Source organism: Sphaerisporangium flaviroseum, from assembly GCF_039537005.1.
GTDB lineage: Bacteria > Actinomycetota > Actinomycetes > Streptosporangiales > Streptosporangiaceae > Sphaerisporangium > Sphaerisporangium flaviroseum.
Window position 1 is genome coordinate 313,425 of record NZ_BAAAZR010000009.1, and the last position, 19,747, is coordinate 333,171.

15 protein-coding genes and 1 tRNA gene are annotated in these 19,747 nt (G+C 70.5%); 13 read left to right on the plus strand and 3 right to left on the minus strand.

The genetic code is table 11. From position 1 onward, the window contains the following. Positions 1-112 precede the first annotated feature (112 nt). The 4 genes from ABD810_RS20730 to nrfD all read left to right on the plus strand — a co-directional run bounded on the left by ABD810_RS20730 (position 113) and on the right by nrfD (position 5,498). Entirely contained in the window at positions 113-517 is a 405-nt protein-coding gene (locus ABD810_RS20730; RefSeq protein ID WP_344942618.1) for an ATP-binding protein, read from the plus strand. A gap of 76 nt (positions 518-593) precedes the next feature. After that, a complete protein-coding gene (fdh, locus tag ABD810_RS20735) occupies positions 594-3,785 on the plus strand; it encodes a formate dehydrogenase (protein ID WP_344942621.1) in 3,192 nt (1,063 codons plus the stop codon). A gap of 4 nt (positions 3,786-3,789) precedes the next feature. Beyond that, a complete protein-coding gene (locus tag ABD810_RS20740; RefSeq protein WP_344942712.1) occupies positions 3,790-4,524 on the plus strand; it encodes a 4Fe-4S dicluster domain-containing protein in 735 nt (244 codons plus the stop codon). A gap of 2 nt (positions 4,525-4,526) precedes the next feature. Next, positions 4,527-5,498, plus strand: coding sequence for an NrfD/PsrC family molybdoenzyme membrane anchor subunit (nrfD, locus tag ABD810_RS20745; RefSeq protein WP_344942624.1), 972 nt, complete (start codon positions 4,527-4,529; stop codon positions 5,496-5,498). Here nrfD and selD read toward each other — a convergent pair. Beyond that, positions 5,487-6,467, minus strand: coding sequence for a selenide, water dikinase SelD (gene selD / locus ABD810_RS20750; RefSeq protein WP_344942627.1), 981 nt, complete (start codon positions 6,465-6,467; stop codon positions 5,487-5,489). The genes nrfD and selD overlap by 12 nt on opposite strands. Positions 6,468-6,485: 18 nt before the next feature. Between selD and ABD810_RS20755 the strand changes: the two genes are divergently transcribed. From ABD810_RS20755 to selB, 3 genes are all read left to right on the plus strand, one after another. After that, a tRNA-Sec gene (locus tag ABD810_RS20755) sits at positions 6,486-6,580 on the plus strand. 21 nt (positions 6,581-6,601) lie between these two features. Next, on the plus strand, positions 6,602-7,882 hold the full coding sequence (selA, locus tag ABD810_RS20760; RefSeq protein WP_344942631.1) for an L-seryl-tRNA(Sec) selenium transferase: 1,281 nt from the start codon (positions 6,602-6,604) through the stop codon (positions 7,880-7,882). After that, the gene (gene selB, locus ABD810_RS20765) at positions 7,879-9,678 is read left to right on the plus strand and encodes a selenocysteine-specific translation elongation factor (RefSeq protein WP_344942634.1); all 1,800 of its coding nucleotides are present in this window, start codon (positions 7,879-7,881) and stop codon (positions 9,676-9,678) included. Before selA ends, selB begins: the two co-directional genes overlap by 4 nt. Positions 9,679-9,681: 3 nt before the next feature. Here the strand turns inward: selB and ABD810_RS20770 are convergent, their stop codons facing one another. Further along, the gene (locus tag ABD810_RS20770; protein WP_344942636.1) at positions 9,682-10,914 is read right to left on the minus strand and encodes an acyl-CoA dehydrogenase family protein; all 1,233 of its coding nucleotides are present in this window, start codon (positions 10,912-10,914) and stop codon (positions 9,682-9,684) included. 134 nt (positions 10,915-11,048) lie between these two features. Here ABD810_RS20770 and ABD810_RS20775 point away from each other — a divergent pair, with 134 nt between their 5' ends. From ABD810_RS20775 to ABD810_RS20800, 6 genes are all read left to right on the plus strand, one after another. Beyond that, complete coding sequence (locus ABD810_RS20775) at positions 11,049-11,729, plus strand: TetR/AcrR family transcriptional regulator (protein ID WP_344942639.1); 681 nt, start codon at positions 11,049-11,051, stop codon at positions 11,727-11,729. Positions 11,730-12,223: 494 nt separating this feature from the next. Continuing rightward, entirely contained in the window at positions 12,224-13,981 is a 1,758-nt protein-coding gene (locus ABD810_RS20780) for an ABC transporter substrate-binding protein (protein ID WP_344942642.1), read from the plus strand. Between the two features lie 54 nt (positions 13,982-14,035). Further along, positions 14,036-15,031, plus strand: coding sequence for an ABC transporter permease (locus ABD810_RS20785; protein WP_344942645.1), 996 nt, complete (start codon positions 14,036-14,038; stop codon positions 15,029-15,031). Further along, entirely contained in the window at positions 15,028-15,912 is an 885-nt protein-coding gene (locus tag ABD810_RS20790; RefSeq protein WP_344942648.1) for an ABC transporter permease, read from the plus strand. The genes ABD810_RS20785 and ABD810_RS20790 overlap by 4 nt, the downstream gene beginning before the upstream one ends. Continuing rightward, complete coding sequence (locus ABD810_RS20795) at positions 15,909-16,853, plus strand: ABC transporter ATP-binding protein (RefSeq protein ID WP_344942652.1); 945 nt, start codon at positions 15,909-15,911, stop codon at positions 16,851-16,853. The genes ABD810_RS20790 and ABD810_RS20795 overlap by 4 nt, the downstream gene beginning before the upstream one ends. Then, positions 16,853-17,737, plus strand: coding sequence for an ATP-binding cassette domain-containing protein (locus tag ABD810_RS20800; RefSeq protein ID WP_344942715.1), 885 nt, complete (start codon positions 16,853-16,855; stop codon positions 17,735-17,737). The genes ABD810_RS20795 and ABD810_RS20800 overlap by 1 nt, the downstream gene beginning before the upstream one ends. Positions 17,738-17,807: 70 nt before the next feature. Here ABD810_RS20800 and ABD810_RS20805 read toward each other — a convergent pair whose 3' ends face one another. Further along, positions 17,808-19,655, minus strand: coding sequence for a discoidin domain-containing protein (locus tag ABD810_RS20805; RefSeq protein WP_344942655.1), 1,848 nt, complete (start codon positions 19,653-19,655; stop codon positions 17,808-17,810). Between the last annotated feature and the right edge of the window lie 92 nt (positions 19,656-19,747).

Below are 19,747 nucleotides of genomic sequence, written 5' to 3' on the forward strand. Positions count from 1 at the left end.
GGGCCCTTGAGCGGGTAGCTACCTCATAGAATGTTCCGGACAACCATCCTGATAGGTGAGTCGGTCGCCCCCGGTGACACCAGACAGGTCACCCTTTTGAGGGGGGGTTCGCGTGCGTGTCAACCACTGTGGGCGCTGGCCGATCACCCAAGATCTCGCCGGGCTACGGCGCCACATCCACCACCACGCCCAGCGGGTCGGACTGACCGGGCAGCGCCTCGACGACCTGCTGATCGCCGCCAACGAGGCCGCCATCAACGTGCTGGAACACGGCGGCGGAAGCGGCGTCCTGGCACTCTGGCATGACGAGGCGGCCCTGACCATCGACGTCACCGACACCGCCGGCCGCCTGACGGGGGACGACGTGCGGCGCGAGCTGCCCGGCTCGGACTCGCCCGCGCCCCGGGGCTTCGGGCTGTGGCTGATGGGCAGGCTGTGCGACGAGTTCGCCATCCACCAGGAGGGCGGCAGGTCCCGGGTCCGGCTTCGGATGCGCCTGAACCCTCTGGAACGCTGAGCGGTCATGGCGCTCGACTTCGTAAAGGCGTCGCGGTCGTAGGTATAGCACCCCGGATACGGGGCACGTGCAACCTATGGGACCGCGGGAGTGGATCGCCCGCTGGCCGGTGTACCGCCAGCTCAGAGGCGAGGACGGCCGGCGTTCGGCCGCGCGCTCCCCGAGAACGCTGTCCCTGACCCCCCGCACGGCCGAGGCGGACTCGGTGGCCCGATCGGTGTGCCCCTACTGCGCGGTCGGCTGCGGGCAGCTCGTCTACGTCAAGGACGGCCGGGTCACCCAGATCGAGGGCGATCCCGACTCGCCGATCTCCCGCGGCCGCCTGTGCCCGAAGGGCTCGGCGAGCAAGCAACTGGTGACCCGCCCCGAACGGCCGGTCCAGGTGCTGTACCGCCGGCCGCACGGCACCGAGTGGGAGCGGCTCGACCTGGACCGGGCGATGGACATGATCGCCGACCGGGTCGTGGAGACCAGGCGCAGGACCTGGCAGGAGACCGACGAGGGTCACCCCGTACGCCGTACGCTCGGGATCGCGAGCCTGGGCGGGGCGACGCTCGACAACGAAGAGAACTACCTGATGAAGAAGCTCTACACCGCCATGGGCGCGGTGCAGATCGAGAATCAGGCGCGTATTTGACACTCCGCCACCGTCCCCGGTCTGGGGACCAGCTTCGGGCGCGGCGGCGCGACGACCTACCAGCAGGACCTGGTCAACAGCGACTGCATCGTCATCCAGGGCTCCAACATGGCCGAGTGCCATCCGGTGGGGTTCCAATGGGTGATGGAGGCCAAGGCCCGCGGGGCGAAGGTCTTCCACATCGACCCGCGCTTCACCCGCACCAGCGCGATGGCGGACCACTACGTCCCGATCCGCGCGGGCAGCGACATCGTGCTGCTCGGCGCGCTGATCAACCACGTGCTGGCGGGTGAGCACGACTTCCGGGAGTACGTGCTGGCCTACACCAACGCCTCGGTCCTGGTGTCGGAGGACTTCCGCGACACCGAGGACCTGGACGGCCTGTTCTCCGGCTTCGACCCCGAGACGCGCACCTACGACCCCGCGAGCTGGGCGTACCAAGGGGTGGAGGAGGAGGCCGCCTCGGGCCAGAGCGGCGAGAGGGTCGAGGGCGGCCGGCACCACGCGGAGGCGGCCAGGGCCGACCAGTACGGTTCGGGCGGCGCGGCGGCCCACCCGCGCCCGCACACCGACGAGACCCTGAGCCACCCCCGCTGCGTCTACCAGGTGCTCAAGCGGCACTTCGCCCGCTACACCCCGGAGATGGTCGAGCAGGTGTGCGGCATCACGGCGGAGGACTTCAACCGGCTGGCCGAGGCCGTCGTCGCCGGTAGCGGCAGGGAGCGCACCACGGCCTGGGTCTACTCGGTCGGCTGGACCCAGCACACCGTCGGCGTGCAGTACATACGCGCCGCCTCGATCTTGCAGCTCCTGCTGGGCAACATGGGCCGGCCGGGCGGCGGCATCCTGGCGCTGCGCGGCCACGCCTGCATCCAGGGCTCCACCGACATCCCGACGCTGTTCAACATCCTGCCCGGCTACCTGCCCATGCCGCACGCCCATCAGAACCGCACCTTGGACCAGTACCTCGAACGTGCCGCGGGCGACACCGGCTTCTGGGGCAACAAACGCTCCTACATGGTCAGCCTGCTGAAGTCATGGTGGGGGGACGCGGCGACCGAGGACAACGACTTCTGCTACGGCTACCTGCCGCGCCTGACCGGCGACCACGGCACCTACGCCACCGTTCTCGGGCAGATCGACGGCATCGTCAAGGGGTACTTCGTCGTCGGCGAGAACCCGGCTGTGGGCTCCTCGGGCGGCAGGACCCAGCGGCTCGGGCTGGCCAACCTCGACTGGCTGGTGGTCCGCGACATGACGCTGGTCGAGACGGCCACGTTCTGGAAGGACGGCCCGGAGATCGAGACCGGGGAGATGCGCCCCGAGGACATCGCCACCGAGGTGTTCTTCCTGCCGGCGGCCGGCCATGTGGAGAAGGAGGGCACCTTCACCCAGACCCAGCGGCTGCTCCAGTGGCGGGAGAAGGCCGTCGAGCCTCCCGGCGACTGCCGCAGCGACCTGTGGTTCTACTACCACCTGGGCAAGCGGATCAGGCAGCGGATCGGCGACGACGAGATCGACCGCCCTCTCCGGGACCTCACCTGGGACTACCCCGAGCACGGCGAGAGCGGCGAACCGTCGGCGGAGGCCGTGCTGCGCGAGATCAACGGCACCGGGCCCGACGGCCGCGCCCTTTCCTCCTATCTGGAGCTGAAGCCCGACGGCTCCACGCGCTGCGGCTGCTGGATCTACTGCGGCGTCTACGCCGACGAGGTGAACCAGGCCGCCCGCCGCAAGCCGGGCCGCGAGCAGTCGCTCGTCGCCCCGGAATGGGGCTGGGCATGGCCGCTCAACCGGCGCATCCTCTACAACCGCGCCTCCGCCGACCCCGAGGGCAGGCCGTGGAGCGAGCGCAAGGCCTACATCTGGTGGGACGCCGAGAAGGGGGAGTGGACCGGGCTGGACGTACCCGACTTCGAGAGGGACAAGCCGCCGGGCTACCGGCCGCCGCCCGGCGCCACCGCGCAGGCCGCCCTGTCGGGCACCGACGCGTTCGTCATGCAGGCCGACGGCAAGGGCTGGCTGTTCGCCCCCGCAGGGCTGGCCGACGGGCCGCTGCCCGCGCACTACGAGCCGCACGAGTCGCCGCTGCCCAACATCATGTACGGCCGGCGGGGCAATCCCGCGCGCAAGGTCTACAACCGGTCCGAGTCTCCCTACAACCCTCCGGCCTCGCCGCGCTTCCCGTACGTGCTCACCACCTACCGCCTGACCGAGCACCACACCGCCGGCGGCATGAGCCGCACTCTTCCCTATCTCGCCGAGCTGCAGCCGGAGATGTTCTGCGAGGTCTCGCCCGAGCTGGCCAGGGAGCGCGGCCTGGTCAACGGCGGGTGGGCGACGATCGTGACGAGCCGGGCCGCGATCGAGGCGCGCGTGCTGGTCAGCGAGCGGATGCGGCCCTTGCGCCTGCAGGGCCGCACCCTGCACCAGGTCGGCGTGCCGTACCACTGGGGCTGGGCGGGGGGCGGCGTGGTCACCGGCGACGCGGCCAACGACCTGACGCCCATCGTGCTGGACCCCAACGTCTACATCCAGGAGAGCAAGGCCTCTACCTGCGACATCCGTGCAGGACGGCGCCCCACCGGGCGCGCCCTGCTCGACCTGATCGAGGAGTACCGGCGTGAGTGAGCGCATGGGGTTCTTCACCGACACCAGCGTGTGCATCGGCTGCAAGGCCTGCGAGGTCGCCTGCAAGGAGTGGAACGGCGTGCCCGACGACGGGTTCGTCTTCCGCGCCACCTCCTACGACAACACCGGGTCGCTGGGGGCGAGCACCTGGCGGCACGTCGCCTTCATCGAGACCCCGGACAGCTGGCTGATGGCCTCCGACGTGTGCAAACACTGCACGCATGCGGCGTGCCTGGACGTCTGCCCCACCGGCGCGCTGTTCCGCACCGAGTTCGACACGGTGGTCGTCCAGGCCGACGTCTGCAACGGCTGCGGCTACTGCGTGCCGGCCTGCCCGTACGGCGTGATCGACCGCAGGGAGGACGACGGGCGGGCGTGGAAGTGCACGATGTGCTACGACCGGCAGCTCGGCGGCCTCGAACCGGCCTGCGCCAAGGCCTGCCCGACCGACTCCATCCAGTTCGGGCCGCTGGACGAGCTGCTCGAACGCGCGGACGCGCGCCTGGCCGACCTGCACGCCAACGGCAGAACCGAGGCTCGCCTCTACGGGGAGGACCCCGGCGACGGGGTGGGCGGCGACGGCGCCTTCTTCCTGCTGATGGCCGAACCGGAAGTGTACGGACTGCCACCCGACCCCGTCGTGACCACCCGTGACCTGCCGTCCATGTGGGGATGGGCCGCCGTCGCGGCCCTGACGATGGCCGGCGCGACCGCATGGACCCGGTTCGGGGGACGGTGAGAATGGCGCGCGAGCGGGCGATGGTGCCCGAGGCCGAGTTCAGCTCCTACTATGGCCGCCCGGTCATCAAGGCGCCGATCTGGCACGAGCCGCACATGCCCCTGTACCTGTACCTGGGCGGCGTGTCCGGCGCCTGCGCCCTGTCGGCGGCCCTTGAGGAGCTCCAGCCCCGCCCCCATGGGCGTCTCGGCACGCTGGCCCGGCTGGGGGCGGCGCTCGGCGCCGTCCTCGGCACCGGGTTCCTGATCGCCGAGCTGGGCCGTCCCGAGCGGTTCCTCAACATGATGCGCGTGTTCAAGCCGACCTCGCCGATGAGCATGGGATCGTGGCTGCTGGCCGCGCAGGGCGGGCTGTCGACGATGGCCGCGGCATCGGCCGTGACCGGCGTCCTTCCCGGCGCGGGCCGGGCCGCCGCGCTCTCCTTGGGGGTCACCGGGCCGTTGATGGCGACCTACACGGCCGTCCTGATCGCCGACACCGCCGTGCCCGCCTGGCACGAGGCCCGCCACGAGCTGCCTTTCCTGTTCGGGGGCAGCGCGATGGCCGGAGCGGGAGCGCTGGGCATGCTCGCCACCCTGGCCAGACCCGAGGAGGCGGCGCCCGTCAGGCGGATGGCCGTGTTCGGCGCGGCGCTGGAGACGGCGGCGGGGGCCGTCATGGAACGCCGCCTCGGCCTGGTGGCGGAACCCTACCGGCGGGAACCGCTGATGCGCGCGGCCCGCCTGCTGGCCGTGGGCGGCGGCGCGCTCGCCGCCCTGAGCGCCCTGCCGTCGCGGAGGGGCGGCGGTCGCGTACTGGGGCCGGCGCTGGCGGCGGCCGCCGCGGCGGCGCTGACGGCCGGAGCCCTATGCACCCGCTTCGGCGTGCTCCGCGCCGGCCGGGCCTCCGCGGAGGACCCGGCGTACACGATCATCCCCCAGCGGCAACGCCTCACGGCCGCCGGGCGCGGCACCGAGGGCGGGTCAGCGCAGTAGGAGTGCCGGGCCGTCGGCGGCCACCAGTTCCCCGATGACGGGGGCCCCGGGGACCTCGCCCGCGACCAGGAGGCCGCCGGAGGTCTGGGCGTCGGCCAGGAGCAGCAGGGTCTCCTCGTCCATGCCGCCCGCGTCCAGGTGCGGCTCGGCCCAGGCCAGGTTGCGCCGGGTGCCGCCGCTGACGTGGCCGTCGCGCACCGCCTCGCGGGCCCCGTCCACGTACGGCACCGCCGCGACGTCCACCACGGCCGTCACGCCGCTCGCCCTGGCCAGCTTGTACAGGTGCCCGAGGAGCCCGAACCCGGTCACATCGGTCGCGCAGGTGGCGCCCGCCGCCAGCGCGGCGCGCGAGGCGTCCCGGTTCAAGGTGGTCATGACCGCGACGGCCTGCGGGAACACCTCCCCGGTCGCCTTGTGCCTGGTGTTGAGCACGCCGATGCCCAGCGGCTTGGTGAGCGACAGCGGCGACCCCGGGCGGCCCGTCCCGATGCGCAGCAACCGCTCGGGGTCGGCCAGCCCGGTGACGGCCATGCCGTACTTCGGCTCGGGGTCGTCCACGCTGTGCCCGCCCGCCACGTGGCATCCGGCCGCGTCGGCGGCGTCCAGCCCGCCCCGCAGCACCTCGGTCACCAGCTCCATCGGAAGGACGTCCCTGGGCCAGCCGAGCAGGTTGACCGCCAGCAGCGGCTCGCCGCCCACCGCGTACACGTCCGACAGGGCGTTGGTGGCCGCGATCCGGCCCCAGGTGTAGGCGTCGTCCACCACGGGGGTGAAGAAGTCCGCGGTGGCCACCACGGCCCGGTCGCGGTCGATGCGGACCGCCGCGGCGTCGTCGCCGTCCTCCAGGCCGATGAGCAGGCCGTCGCCGCCGGGTCTGACCAGCCCTTTCACGATCGACTCCAGCTCCCCGGGCGGGATCTTGCAGGCGCACCCGCCACCATGGGCGTACTGCGTAAGCCGCACAGTCATACGCTTATCCTCATTCCTGGAGGCGTCAGGGTGTCTGGTGGCCCCCGCGGTCTTCAAAACCGACGAGGCCGAGGATCTCGGCCTGGCGGGTTCGATTCCCGTCCGCCTCCGCTTCACGCCTATGCTCGACAAGCGTGGACGATCCTCGCAGGAACGTGCCGCGCACCGACGCCGTGCTGGCCGATCCCCGGCTGGTCGCCGCCGCTGAGCGGCTGGGCAGGCCGCTGGTCAAGACCGTCGTCGTCCAGGCCCAGGAACGGGCGAGGGCGGGCGCCATCACACCCGCGCAGGTGGCCGAGTCGGCCCTGGAGGGGCTTCGCGCGCTCGGGCCGCTACGCCGCGTGATCAACGCCACCGGAGTGCTGCTGCACACCAACCTGGGCCGGGCGCCGCTGTCGGCCGGCGCGATCCGGGCGGCCGCCATCGCGGCGGGGCACACCGACGTGGAGTTCGACCTGCACACCGGCGCCCGCGGTCGCCGGGGGCGCGGCGCGATGGCGGCCCTGGCCGCGGCGGTGCCGGCGGCCGAGGCCGTCCACGTGGTGAACAACAACGCGGCGGCGCTGGTGCTCGCCGCCACCGCGCTGGCCGCGGGGCGCGAGATCATCATCAGCCGCGGGGAACTGGTGGAGATCGGCGACGGCTTCCGCATCCCTGATCTGCTGGTCTCCACGGGCGCCCGGTTGCGCGAGGTCGGCACCACCAACCGCACCCACCTGCCCGACTACGCCGATGCGATCGGTGAGGACACCGGCTTCGTGCTCAAGGTGCATCCGTCCAACTTCCGCGTCGAGGGGTTCACCGGCGAGGTCGGGGTCGGCGAGCTGGCCACGCTGGGCGTCCCCGTCGTCGTCGACATCGGCTCCGGGCTGCTTGAGCGCGAGCCGCTGCTGCCCGGCGAGCCGGCCGCCGCCGACGTGCTGCGCGCCGGGGCGGACCTGGTGACCGCGAGCGGTGACAAGCTGCTCGGCGGGCCGCAGGCGGGGCTGCTGCTCGGCCGCCGCGACCTGGTCGAGCGGCTGAGGCGCCACCCCCTGGCGCGGGCGCTGCGGGTGGACAAGCTGACCCTGGCGGCGCTGGAGGCGACGTTGCGCGATCCGGTTCCGCCCGTCGCCGCCGCCCTGCACGCCGATCCGGCGCTGCTGGCCAAGCGCGCCGAGGCCATCGCCGCGGCCCTGCGGCGAGCCGGTGTCGAGGCCACCGCCGTGCCGAGCCTTGCCACGGTGGGCGGCGGGGGAGCGCCGGGCGTCACCCTGCCGAGCGCCGCGGTCAGCCTCCCCGCCGCGCTGGCCGCACCGCTGCGGACGGGCGAGCCCGCCGTGGCCGGCCGCATCGAGGACGGCCGTCTCCTGCTCGACCTGCGAGCCGTCGCACCGGAGGAGGACACCGAGCTGATCCGGGCGGTCGCCGGATGATGCACGTCGTGGCCACCGCCGGCCATGTCGACCACGGGAAGTCCACGCTGGTACGGGCTCTGACCGGGATGGAGCCCGACAGGCTGGCCGAGGAGCGCCGTCGCGGCCTGACCATCGAGCTCGGCTACGCCTGGACCACCCTGCCGTCCGGGGCGCGTCTGGCCCTGGTCGACGTGCCCGGCCACGAGCGGTTCCTCGCCACCATGCTGGCCGGTGTGGGCCCGGTGCCCGCGGCCATGATCGTGGTCGCCGCCGACGAGGGCTGGATGCCCCAGTCCGAGGAGCACCTGGTGGCGCTGGAGGCCCTCGGCGTGCGGCACCTTCTCCTGGTCGTGACCCGTGCCGATCTGGCCGATCCCGGGCCGGCGACGATCGAGGCGCGGGCCAGGCTCGCCGCGGGCGGCCTGAGCGGGGTGGAGACGGTGACGGTCAGCGGCCGTACCGGTGCCGGGCTGCCCGGCCTGCTCGATGCCCTGGACCGGCTGGTCGCCCGCCTGCCCCCCGCCGACGACTCGGCCCCGGTCCGGCTGTGGGTCGACCGCGCCTTCACCGTTAAGGGGAGCGGCACCGTCGTCACCGGCACCCTTCCGGCCGGGCGCATCACGGTGGGCGACGAGCTGGTCCTCGACGGAACGCCGGTCAGGATCCGTGGCCTGCAGGCCCTGAAGGAGCAGGTGGAGTCGGTGACCGGCGTGGCCAGGGTCGCGGCGAATCTGCGCGGCTCGTTCGACCGGGGCACCGCCCTGATCACCCCCTCCGGCTGGACCGAGACCGACCTGGTGGATGTGCGCCTGTCGCCCGCCGGACCCGGCACGACGGGAACGGCAGGAACGGCGGCGAGCGTGGCGCCGATGCCCGGTGAGGTGACCGCCCACATCGGGTCGGCGGCGGTGAGCTGCCAGGTGCGTCCCCTCGGGAAGGACACGGCGCGGCTGCGCCTGTCGAGGGCGCTGCCGCTGCATGTCGGCGACGTGCTGCTGTTGCGCGATCCCGGCCGGGCCCGCGATCGGCTGCGCGTCCTGGCCGGGGCCACCGTGCTGGACGTGCGGCCACCGCCACTGCGGCGCAGGGGCGCCGCGTCCGAGCGCGCCACGCAGCTGGCCGACGCGCCGGGAGCGGAGTTCCTGCTGCGCACCCACCGCTTCCTGCGGACCGCCGAGCTGGCCGCCATGGGCGTCGTCCCGCCGCGGGAGGCGGTCGCCGGTGACTGGCACGCCGATCCGGCGCTGTGGGCCGCGCTGCCCGCCCGCCTCGCCGTGGCCGTCCGCGAGCACGGCGCCGCCCATCCGCTCGACCCGGGCATGCCGGTGGAGGCCGCCCGGCGGGTTCTGGACCTGCCCGACCGCCGGCTGGTCCACGCGCTGATCAGAGCGCCGCTGGCCGTGACCGGCGGCCGCATCGTCACCGAGGTGCCCGTGCTGCCCCGGCCGGTGGCCGCCGCCGTCGACCGGGTGCGCGCCGAGCTGGCCGCGGACCCCTTCCGCGCTCCGGACGCGGACCGCCTTGCCGCGCTCGGCCTGGGGCCCAAGGAGATGGCGGCCGCCGCCCGCGCCGGGGCGCTGCTGCGCCTGGCCCCGGGCGTGGTGCTGCTTCCCGGAGCCGACCGCCGCGCCGCCGCCCTTCTGGCGGAGCTGCCCCAGCCCTTCACCGTCAGCCAGGCCCGCCAGGCACTGGGCACCAGCCGTCGCGTCGCCGTGCCCCTCCTGGAGCACCTCGACCGGTTGCGGCTCACCGTCTGCCTCGACGACGGCCGCCGCCGCTGCGCCGCGTACGACGCCGATGTGCCGCCGGAGTGACGGCTACAGCGGCAGGTTCCCGGTGGCGACCGCGGTGGAGCCCGTGGCGCGGTAGGCGGCGATCGTGCGCTCGGCGATGCGCATCTGGTGGATCTCGTCGGCCCCGTCGGCGAACCGGGCCCATCGGGCGTGCTGGAACATGTTGGCCAGGGGTGTGTCGGTCGAGTACCCGAGCGCGCCGTGCACCTGGATCGCCCGGTCGATGATCCGGTTGAGGCTGTTGGCCACGAAGTGCTTGGCCATCGACACCTCCGTGCGGAAGTCCTCACCTTTGTCGATCTTCGAGGCGGCGTGCAGGACCATGAGCTTGCACTGGTAGAGCTCCATGGCCGAGTCGGCGATCAGCCACTGGACGCCCTGCTTGTCGGCCAGCAGCGACCCGTGGCTGTACCGGTTGAGAGCGCGGTCGACCATCATGTCGAGGGCGGTCTCGGCCTGCGAGATCCAGCGCATGCAGTGGGCCAGCCGGGCGGGGCCGAGGCGGTACTGGCCCAGCCGGTGGCCGTTGCCCCGCCCGCCGAGTATCTGCGAGGCGGGCAGGCGCAGGTCGGTGATCACGATCTCGCTGTGACCGGTCGAACCGTGCATGGTCTCCACCTCCCGCACGTCGTTCCAGCCCTCCTGGGGCAGGTCGACGAGGAAGGCGGTGTTGGCCCCGCGGGCGCCCTCGGGCATGTCGAGCTCGGTCTTGGCGATGAGGATGGCGAAGTTCGCCCGGCGGGCGTTGGAGATGAACCACTTGTGACCGTTGATCACCCATTCGTCGCCGTCCTGGACCGCGTGGGTGCGGATCAGCGTGGGGTCGGATCCGGCGACCTCGGGCTCGGTCATCGCGAAGCAGGACATCTTCCTGCCCTCGAGCAGCGGCCTCAGGTACTTCTCCTTCTGCTCCTCGTCCCCCCAGTGCAGCAGCGTGTGCATGTTGCCCTCATCCGGGGCCGAGCAGTTGAGGATCCACGGACCCAGCCGCGTCTTGGCCGCCTCGGCCTGCACCATGGCCAGCTCGACCTGCCCAAGGCCCATGCCGCCCCACTCCTTGGGCATGTGGGGCAGCCAGAGCCCTTCCGCCCGCGCCTTCCCGCGCAGCTCGAAGATGGTGCGCAGGTACTCCTCGCGCGAGACGGGGTCCTCCCCGCCGAAGCCCTCGACCGCGGGGATCACGGTTTTCTGGACGAAGGCCCGCACGCGCGCGCGGATCTCCTCGTACTCGGGTGCGAGCGTGAAGTCGATGGCCATGGGGCTCCCCTTGACACTGTCTGCGGGTGGGTCTCAGCGACCGGAGTGCGGTGTGCAGGGCCGCCTTGTGTAATCAGGCACTTGCCTGATTACCATAAGCGGGTCGCCGTCCCCCGACAAGACAGGGAGCGCGCATGCCCCCCAGCTCCGAGAGCACGTGCAGGCGGCTGGTGGCCGCCGCGGAGCGGCTGTTCTCCGAGCGTGGCATCGACGGGGTGTCGCTCCGCGAGATCAACGCCGCCGCCGGCCAGCGCAACTCGACGGCCTTGCAGTACCACTACGGCGATCGTGCCGGGCTGCTGAACGCGGTGCTCGCCAAGCACCAGCCCGCGATCGAGGTCCACCGGCACCGGTTGCTCGACGAGTACGAGTCCCGTAGCGCCCCGCCCGGCCCGGAGGCACGCCGCACGCTGGCGGCCGCGCTCGTGCGGCCGTCCGCCGCCAAGCTGGCCGACCCGGACGGCGGCCGCGCCTACCTGCGGATCATGGAGCAGCTCGTGCACCGCACCGGCCCACCGGCACCGCACGGCGTGAGTGAGGACGGCGGCCACAGCATCAACCGCTGGCGGGAACTGGTGGCCCCGCTGCTCGCCGAGGTGGCCGTGCGCCGGTTGCACCAGCGCTTCATGGCCATCAGGGTGACCTACGTGGAGCTGGCTCGCAGGGCCGGCGGCCCGGAAGGCCGTGACGACCGGCTCTTCACCAGCCACCTGATCGACGTGGTGTCGGCCGTCCTCGCCACCGAGGTGTCCGAGGAGACCGCGCGGTTGCTGGAGGAGCGCGACCGGCGCGGCGGGACCGGGTTAACCGGTTAGCTTTCAACGCAACGAGGCCCTTACAGGGGGCCGGACCCGAACGCCCGATCGGACACCGTGGGCGACGAGCGGGTGACGGCGTGACCTGCCGGATGAGGGCTTATTCCGGCAATGGTCGCACGGTGCACAGGTTACCGAAAGCGCCCTCCGCAGGGGCGTCCGTGCGGCTTGCCGCGTGTCCCGGCCCGTACCCGGGCGGCGTGTATCGAACGTGTCACAGCTATTGACACACGAGATATATCGAATTTACGTTCGCGGTACTTATCCGGTTCATCAAATCCTGATTCAGCACGCTCAGCGCCCCTTCGCTGGCCGTTCCCGCAGTAGGGCGAGGTACGACAGCTGATCGGTTCATGGGCGGTGGGCGTGGCCGTTCGCTCGTGGGAGCGCTCCCTCGGGCCACCGGAGGCCATCTCGACCCCTCGACCCGATCTTGTTCGGAGCATGAAGGATGTTCGGACCCTCCGTGATCCGTCGCGGAGGAAGGAGACACGATGCGAAACCGAGCGCGGTTCCTGGTCCCACTCGTGGTGGCCGGTCTGGTCGCCGCGGGCTGTACGGGTGGCGGCGCCACGCCGGCCCCCCAGGGATCCGCTGCGGGCAGCGCGCCCGCCGCCAACCCGGCCAATCCGAACTCGTTCCCCCGGAACGAGACGCTGTACACCAGTGGCACGCAGTGGGGCCCGCCGGCCAACTTCAACCCGATCAGGGAGTGGGACTCCGCGACGGGCACCAAGGGGCTCGCGTACGAGACGCTCTTCCACTTCGACCCGAACGCGGGCAAGCTCACGCCCTGGCTCGCCGAGAGCGGCACGTGGAGCGACGACACGACCTACCAGGTCAAGCTCCGCAAGGGTGTCACCTGGACGGACAACAAGCCCTTCACGGCCAAGGACGTCGTCTTCACCTTCGAGCTCGGCAAGATGAAGACGATCCCGTACGCGAACATCTGGAACTGGCTGAAGTCGGTGGAGGCGGTCGACGACCAGACCGTGAAGTTCACCTTCTCCAAGGCCAACTACCAGGAGTGGGACTTCAACCTGTACAGCAGGGCGATGGTGCCGCAGCACCTGTGGGAGGGCAGGTCCGAGGAGGACGTGCTCAACGGGGTCAACGAGAACCCGGTCTCCACGGGCGCGTACAAGTACCTCAGTCACGACCAGGACCGCGTCGCCTGGGTGAAGCGGGACGACTGGTGGGGGAAGGCCGCGCTGGGGATGGACCCCAAGCCGAAGTACATCGTCGACATCGTCAACTCCAGCAACGAGGTGGCGATGGGCCTGCTGCTGCAGAAGGGCCTGGACCTCAGCAACAACTTCCTGCCCGGCGCGGCCAACCTGGTCAAGGGCAACTTCGGCATCACGACCTACTACCCCGAGCCCCCGTACATGCTCTCGGCCAACACCGCGTGGCTGGTGCCGAACACCAAGAAGAAGCCGCTGGACGACCCGGCGTTCCGCAGGGCCCTGGCGAGCTCCATCGACACCAAGAAGATCGTCGAAGGCGTCTACGGCAACCTGGTCAAGGCCTCGAGCCCGACGGGCCTGCTGCCCCAGTGGGACAAGTACATCGACCAGAACGTGGTGAGCCAGAACGGCTTCGCCTACGACAAGGCCAAGGCGAAGAAGCTGCTCGCCGACGCCGGCTACAAGGACCGTGACGGCGACGGCATGGTGGAGAACAAGGACGGCTCCAAGATCAACCTGAGCCTCATCGTCCCCTCCGGCTGGACCGACTGGATGGAGGCCATCCGGGTCATCGCCGCCAGCGCCAAGGACTCCGGGATCGCCATCACCCCCGACTTCCCGGACTTCAACGCCCTGGTGGAGAAGCGCGGTGCCGGCAGGTTCGACCTGGTCATCAACAACGAGCGCCAGCTGTCGAGCAGCCCGTGGACGTACTACGACTACGTCTTCCAGCTGCCCATCCAGAAGGTGCAGAACACGGTGAACTTCGGCCGGTACGAGAACAAGAAGGCCTGGGACCTGGTCCAGCAGCTCGACCAGGTCAAGACCGACGACCTCGAAGGCATGAAGAAGATCACCTCGCAGATCCAGAAGATCCATCTGGAGGAGATGCCGAACATTCCGCTCTGGTACAACGGCCTGTGGTCCCAGGTCAGCGGCGGTGTCTGGAAGAACTGGCCCAGCTCGGCGCCGGGCACGCCGAAGTCCGCCCCGGCGATGTGGCGCAACTGGCTGGAGCTGGGCGGCTTCGAGACCATCGCGCGGCTGCAGCCGGCCAACCCCTGACCGGATGACCCTCGCCCCCTCCCGATCTTCGGGAGGGGGCCTTCTGGAGACCACGTGCGTCGATATTTCGGTAGGAAACTGCTCATCTACGGCCTGACCTTCTTCGTGGCCGTCACGATCAACTGGATGGTCCCGCGCTTCATGCCCGGCGATCCGGTGGCCGGCATGCTGGCCAGGGCGCGGGTGACGCAGCCGGAGGCCGTCGAGGCCATGCGGGTGTACTACACCAATCTGTTCGGGCTCGATCAGCCCCTGTGGAAGCAGTACTTCAACTTCTGGGCGGCGCTGCTCCAGGGAGACTTCGGGATCAGTGTCTGGGTGTTCCCGACCCCGGTCGCCACCGTCATCCTGGGCGCGGTGCCGTACACGCTGGGCCTGATGATCCCCGCGGTGCTGCTGAGCTGGGTGGCCGGCAACCGGCTCGGCGCCTTCGCCGCCCGGCGCAAGCTGCTCGACAACACCGTGCTGCCGGTGGGGTACGTGCTGACGGCCATGCCGTACATGTGGCTGGCGGTGATCCTGGCCTGGGGGCTCGGGGTGGTGGCGGGGATCTTCCCGGTGGCCGGCGGCTACAGCTTCGCCATGCGCCCGAACTGGTCCCTGGAGTTCCTCGGAGACCTGGCGCTGCACTGGGCGCTCCCGTTCGCCTCCCTGTTCCTGGTCGCACTCGGAGGGTGGGCGATCGGCATGCGCAATATGATCATTTATGAGCTGGAGTCTGACTATTCCCACTATCTCGCCGCATTAGGGGCTCCGCAGCGGCTCATCCGCAGGTACGCCTTCAGGAACGCGGTACTCCCGCAGATCACCGGCCTGGCCCTGCAACTGGGCGTGCTCGTGGCCGGCGCCCTGGTGACCGAGATCGTGTTCTCCTATCCCGGGCTGGGCAGCCTGATCCTCAAGGCGATCCAGAACCAGGACTTCTTCCTCCTCCAGGGCACGTTCCTGTTCATCGTCATCGGCGTGCTGATCGCCAACTTCATCATCGACGTCGTCTACGTCGTGGTCGATCCGCGGACCAGGGCGGGAATGGCCGGTGCGGCCGCATGACCACCATCGACACGGCACTGCCGCAGACCCCGCCGACCATCAGGCGCGAGGCCCTGTACTTCGCGCTGCGCAACGGAAAGCTGCTCCTCGGCCTCGGCGTCATCGTCGTCCTCCTCCTCACCGCGATCTTCGGGCCGATCCTGGTCACCGGGACCCCCAACGACTACATCGGCCCGCCGATGCGACCGCCCTCGTCGAAGTACTGGTTCGGCACCAACACCTTCGGCCAGGACATCTTCATCCAGTTCGTCTACGGGCTGCGCACCACCTTCGAGGTGGGAGTCCTCGGCGGCGGGATCGCCGCGATCATCGGCATGCTCGTGGGCTTCGTCGCCGGCTACCGGGGCGGCCTCATCGACGAGGTGCTCAACATGATCACCAACATCGTCCTCGTCATCCCCACGCTGGCCGTGCTGCTGATCATCAACGCCTACCTCGGCATCCGCAGCGTGGCCGTCCAGGGCCTGTTCATCGGCCTCACCTCCTGGCCCTGGGCGGCGCGGGCCATCAGGGCGCAGACGTTCTCGCTGCGCACACGGGAGTTCGTGGACCTGGCCCGGCTGAGCGGGGTGCGCACCGGGAAGATCATCCGCCGGGAGATCGCCCCGAACATGAGCTCCTACCTGTTCATGACGTTCATCCTGCTGTTCGGCGGGTCGATCCTCATCGCGTCCTCACTGGACTTCATCGGACTCGGCCCGACCGAGGGGGTGTCGCTCGGGCTGATGCTGCAGAACGCGCACCAGTGGAGCGCGCTGCACCTCGGCCTGTGGTGGTGGTTCGTCCCGCCCGGCGCCGGGATCACGGCGATCGTCGGCGCCCTGTACGTCGCGAACGTGGGCCTCGACGAGGTCTTCAACCCGAAGCTGAGGGAGACATGAGCCTCAAGGTCGACGACCTCAAGGTCTACTACCGGACCTTGAGGGGCGAGGTGAAGGCGCTCGACGGCGTCTCCTTCTCGATCAAGGACGACGAGATCCTCGGCCTGGCGGGGGAGTCGGGGTGCGGCAAGACCACCCTGGGCAAGAGCCTGATCCGCATGGACGGCCGGATGAAGCACGTCGGCGGCACGGTGGAGCTCGACGGCGAGGTGCTGCCAATCGCCGACGACGTGCGCATGAATCCCTACCGGTTCCACAAGGTGTCGCTGATCCCGCAGTACTCCATGAGCGCGATGAACCCCACCCGCAAGATCGGGAAGATGGTCGGCGAGCTGGTCAGGTCCCGCGGCCGCAAGCTGGACCGCCAGGATCTGCTCGCACGCCTCGACCAGGTGGAGCTGTCCCACGAGGTCCTCGACCGGTACCCCATCGAGCTGTCGGGCGGCATGAAGCAGCGCATGGTGATGGTGATCTCCGCGCTGCTGAACCCGTCCCTGCTCATCGCCGACGAGATCACCTCGGCGCTGGACGTGTCCACGCAGAAGGCGGTCGCCAGGGCGCTCGCGGGATTCCGTGAGCAGGGCCTGGTGAAGAGCATGATCTTCATCACGCACGACATCTCGCTCACGTACCAGATCGCGGACACGATCATGGTGATGTACGCGGGGAAGCTGGCGGAGAAGGCCCCGGCACATGTGATCGTCAACGCCCCGCGGCACCCGTACGCCCGGCTTCTGATCAACTCGCTGCCCGAGGTCGGCGTGCGCTACGCCGACAAGAGGCTGTCCGGCATCCCGGGCAGCCCGCCCTCGTTGCTCGACCCGCCTTCGGGGTGCAGGTTCAGGGACCGCTGCCCCCTGGCGTTCGCCAAGTGCGCCGAGGAGGAACCACCGGTGGTCGAGATGGAACCCGATCACTTCGTCGCCTGCTGGAAGGCATGATGCTCAGACTCGACGACCTGACGAAGGTCTACAAGGTAGGCGCGTTCGGCGGCAAGACGCTGACCGCCGTCGGCGGCGTGAGCTTCGACGTCGCCCCCGGCGAGGTCGTCTCCCTCATCGGGGAGAGCGGCAGCGGCAAGACCACGATCGGCAAGATGATCCTCGGCCTGATCCCGATCACCTCGGGCACGATCACCTTCGACGGGGTCCCGGTGAAGCCCGGCAAGGCCTACTACCGCAACGTCCAAGGGGTCTTCCAGGACCCGTTCAGCTCCTACAACCCCGTGTTCAAGGCCGACCGCGTGTTCCGGATGATCAGAGAGGAGTACTTCCCCTCGGCGCGGGACTGGGACGAGCGCATCGAGACGGCGCTGTCGGCGGTCCGGCTCAACCCCGGCCAGGTGCTGAACAAGTTCCCCCACCAGCTCAGCGGCGGCCAGCTGCAACGCCTGCTCATCGCACGGGCGCTGCTGCTGGACATCAAGCTGCTGGTCGCCGACGAGATCACCAGCATGCTGGACGCCTCCACCCGCATCGACGTGCTCAACCTGCTGGCCGACCTCAAGGCGCGGGGGCTCGGCGTGCTGTACATCACCCACGACCTGTCTCTCGGGAACTACCTCGCCGAGCGCACGGTGGTGCTGCGTCACGGCAGCGTGGTCGAGATGGGGCTGACCGAGAAGGTCTTCGGCGACCCGCTGCACCCCTACACCCGCCAGCTGCTCTCCGCCGTGCCCCGGCTCCGCTCTTCCTGGGAGGAGGCCGCCCCCGTCGAGACCTGCCTCTACCACGACAGCGGTACGACCGGCCGGCTCCTGGAGGTCGAGGAGGGGCACCAGGTGGCCTGCGCCCACCTGGCCACCTGCCCGGTGACCACCGGCTGAGTCGCGCCCGTCCCGGAGCGGGACGGGCGCGTTCCCCGGCCGCGCGGGAGCCGGCCGGGGAACGCGCGGCTCAGGAAGCGTACGCCTCCAGCTCGTAGATCCTGGCGGCCCTGTCGCTGTCGCCGGTCGGATTCAGGACGTTCACCCGCACGTACCGGGCCGTCACGGGGGAGATGGTGTGCGTGGTGACGTCGGCGGTGTTGCCGCGAGGCGAGGCCACCGTGGTCCAGGTCGTGCCGTCGCCGCTGACCTGGATGTCGAAGTCACGGGTGTTCCATACCGGCTTCTCGCCGCCCGCGCCGGAGTGGCGTACGACGAAGCGCCGCAACGTCGCGGGCGACTGCAGGTCCACGCGCAGCCACTTGTTCGCGCCGAGGGAGCACCACTTGTCCGCCCCGCCGCCGGTCCAGCTGCCGTTGACGGCCTTGGCCGGCGCCTCGCTCGCCGCGCACTGGCCGTCCGCGGTCGCGGGCTTGTTGAGCGCGAGGTTCGCGCCGGTCTGGCCGGGCACGTAGAGGCGGATGTCCGTCAGGCTCGCGCTGCCCTCGTAGACGTTGGTGTACAGGTCGCCGATCACGAAGTAGTCGGGGTAGGCCGAGTTCGACGGCCACTGGTTCGGCCAGGTCGCGCTGCCGTGCGCGTCGTTCTGCACGAGGTTGCCGTTGAACCGGCCGTCGTACTCCGACGCCTTCACGTTGTAGTGCCAGATCGGGTCGTTGCCGACGACGAAGGGGCGGTGGAAGCGCAGCGTCCTCTGCCCCGCGCGGGCGAAGTTCCCGCTGGCCTCCAGCGTATAGCCGGTGGCGTCGCGTTCGATCGCGAAGGTGTAGGACTGGTTGGGCATGAGCTCGGGCTGGAGCTCGGCGGCCGACGAGAGCTGCTGCTCGGCGAGGCCGCCGGAGCAGCTCGTCATGAACCACTGGGAGTTGCCGGGCAGGCCGCCGGGCCCCGGGGTCCAGTTGGGCATGCCGCTGATCCACATGTTCACGGTGTTGAAGCTGCTGTCGCGGTAGTTGTAGTACTGGTTCGTGGCGGAGTCGCAGACGCGCCCGCCGGTGCCGCCGCCCACCCTGTCGGGATGCTGGGAGAAGGCGTCCATCAGCACCTTGCGGTGGTAGTGCCAGAAGTGGTTGTTGCGGGGCGCCGGGTCGGCGAAGTCGACGATCGACAGGAAGTGGTAGCCGTTGTAGCCGTAGGCCCCCTGCCGCACGTCCTGCCACTGGCAGTAGGGCACCGACGCGTCCCCGGTCCAGCCGGGTGACCTGGACCCCTCACCCCACGGATGTTGCGTCTTGCAGCCCTGCGTGCTGTAGCCGTTGATCCGCCCGCCGTACTCGATGGTGCCGTTGCGCTTGCCGCCGAAGTCCAGGGTCTTGAGCTTGTACTCGATGCGGTACCGCTCGGGCAGCTTGCTCGTGGGCCGGAAGATCGCGCCACCGGTGGACTCCGGCACGTTGAGTACGGCGACGTGCTCGCCGCCGAGCGCCTGGGTGGTGATCGACGGCGGGGCCTCGATCACGCCGTCCTTGTTGAAGTCGCGGGCCGAGAGCGAGGCCGTCAGCCAGCCGTCCTTACCGACCTTGAACTCCTTGCGGTAGGTGGAGAACGAGTTGAAGGCGGTGGTCCACGCCGGTCCGTAGTCGTTCCTGTACCACTGGCCGGCGTCGTCGGTGATCGTGTCGAAGGGGTTGGTGTAGTTCTCCTTGACCCACGGGGCGCCCGCTCCGGTGAGCGGCGCCGAGAAGTCCTCGTTGTAGAGCAGGGTCCAGCCGGGGCGGGCCGGGTCGTCGGCCGCCGCCTTCCCGGCCGCGGGGCTCTCGGCCGTGGCGCCCGTGGTGATCGAGCCTGTGATCACCAGGCTCGAGGTGGCCGCGGCGATGGCCGCCCCGCGCATGACTCGTCTGACGGTCTGTCGCATGGTCGGTGTCCTCCGGTAGGGGGCGTGAACGCGTGACGCGGGGGCGTCCGCGTGGCGGTCAGGTGGCGTCGCCGCCCGCCACCTGACCAGGG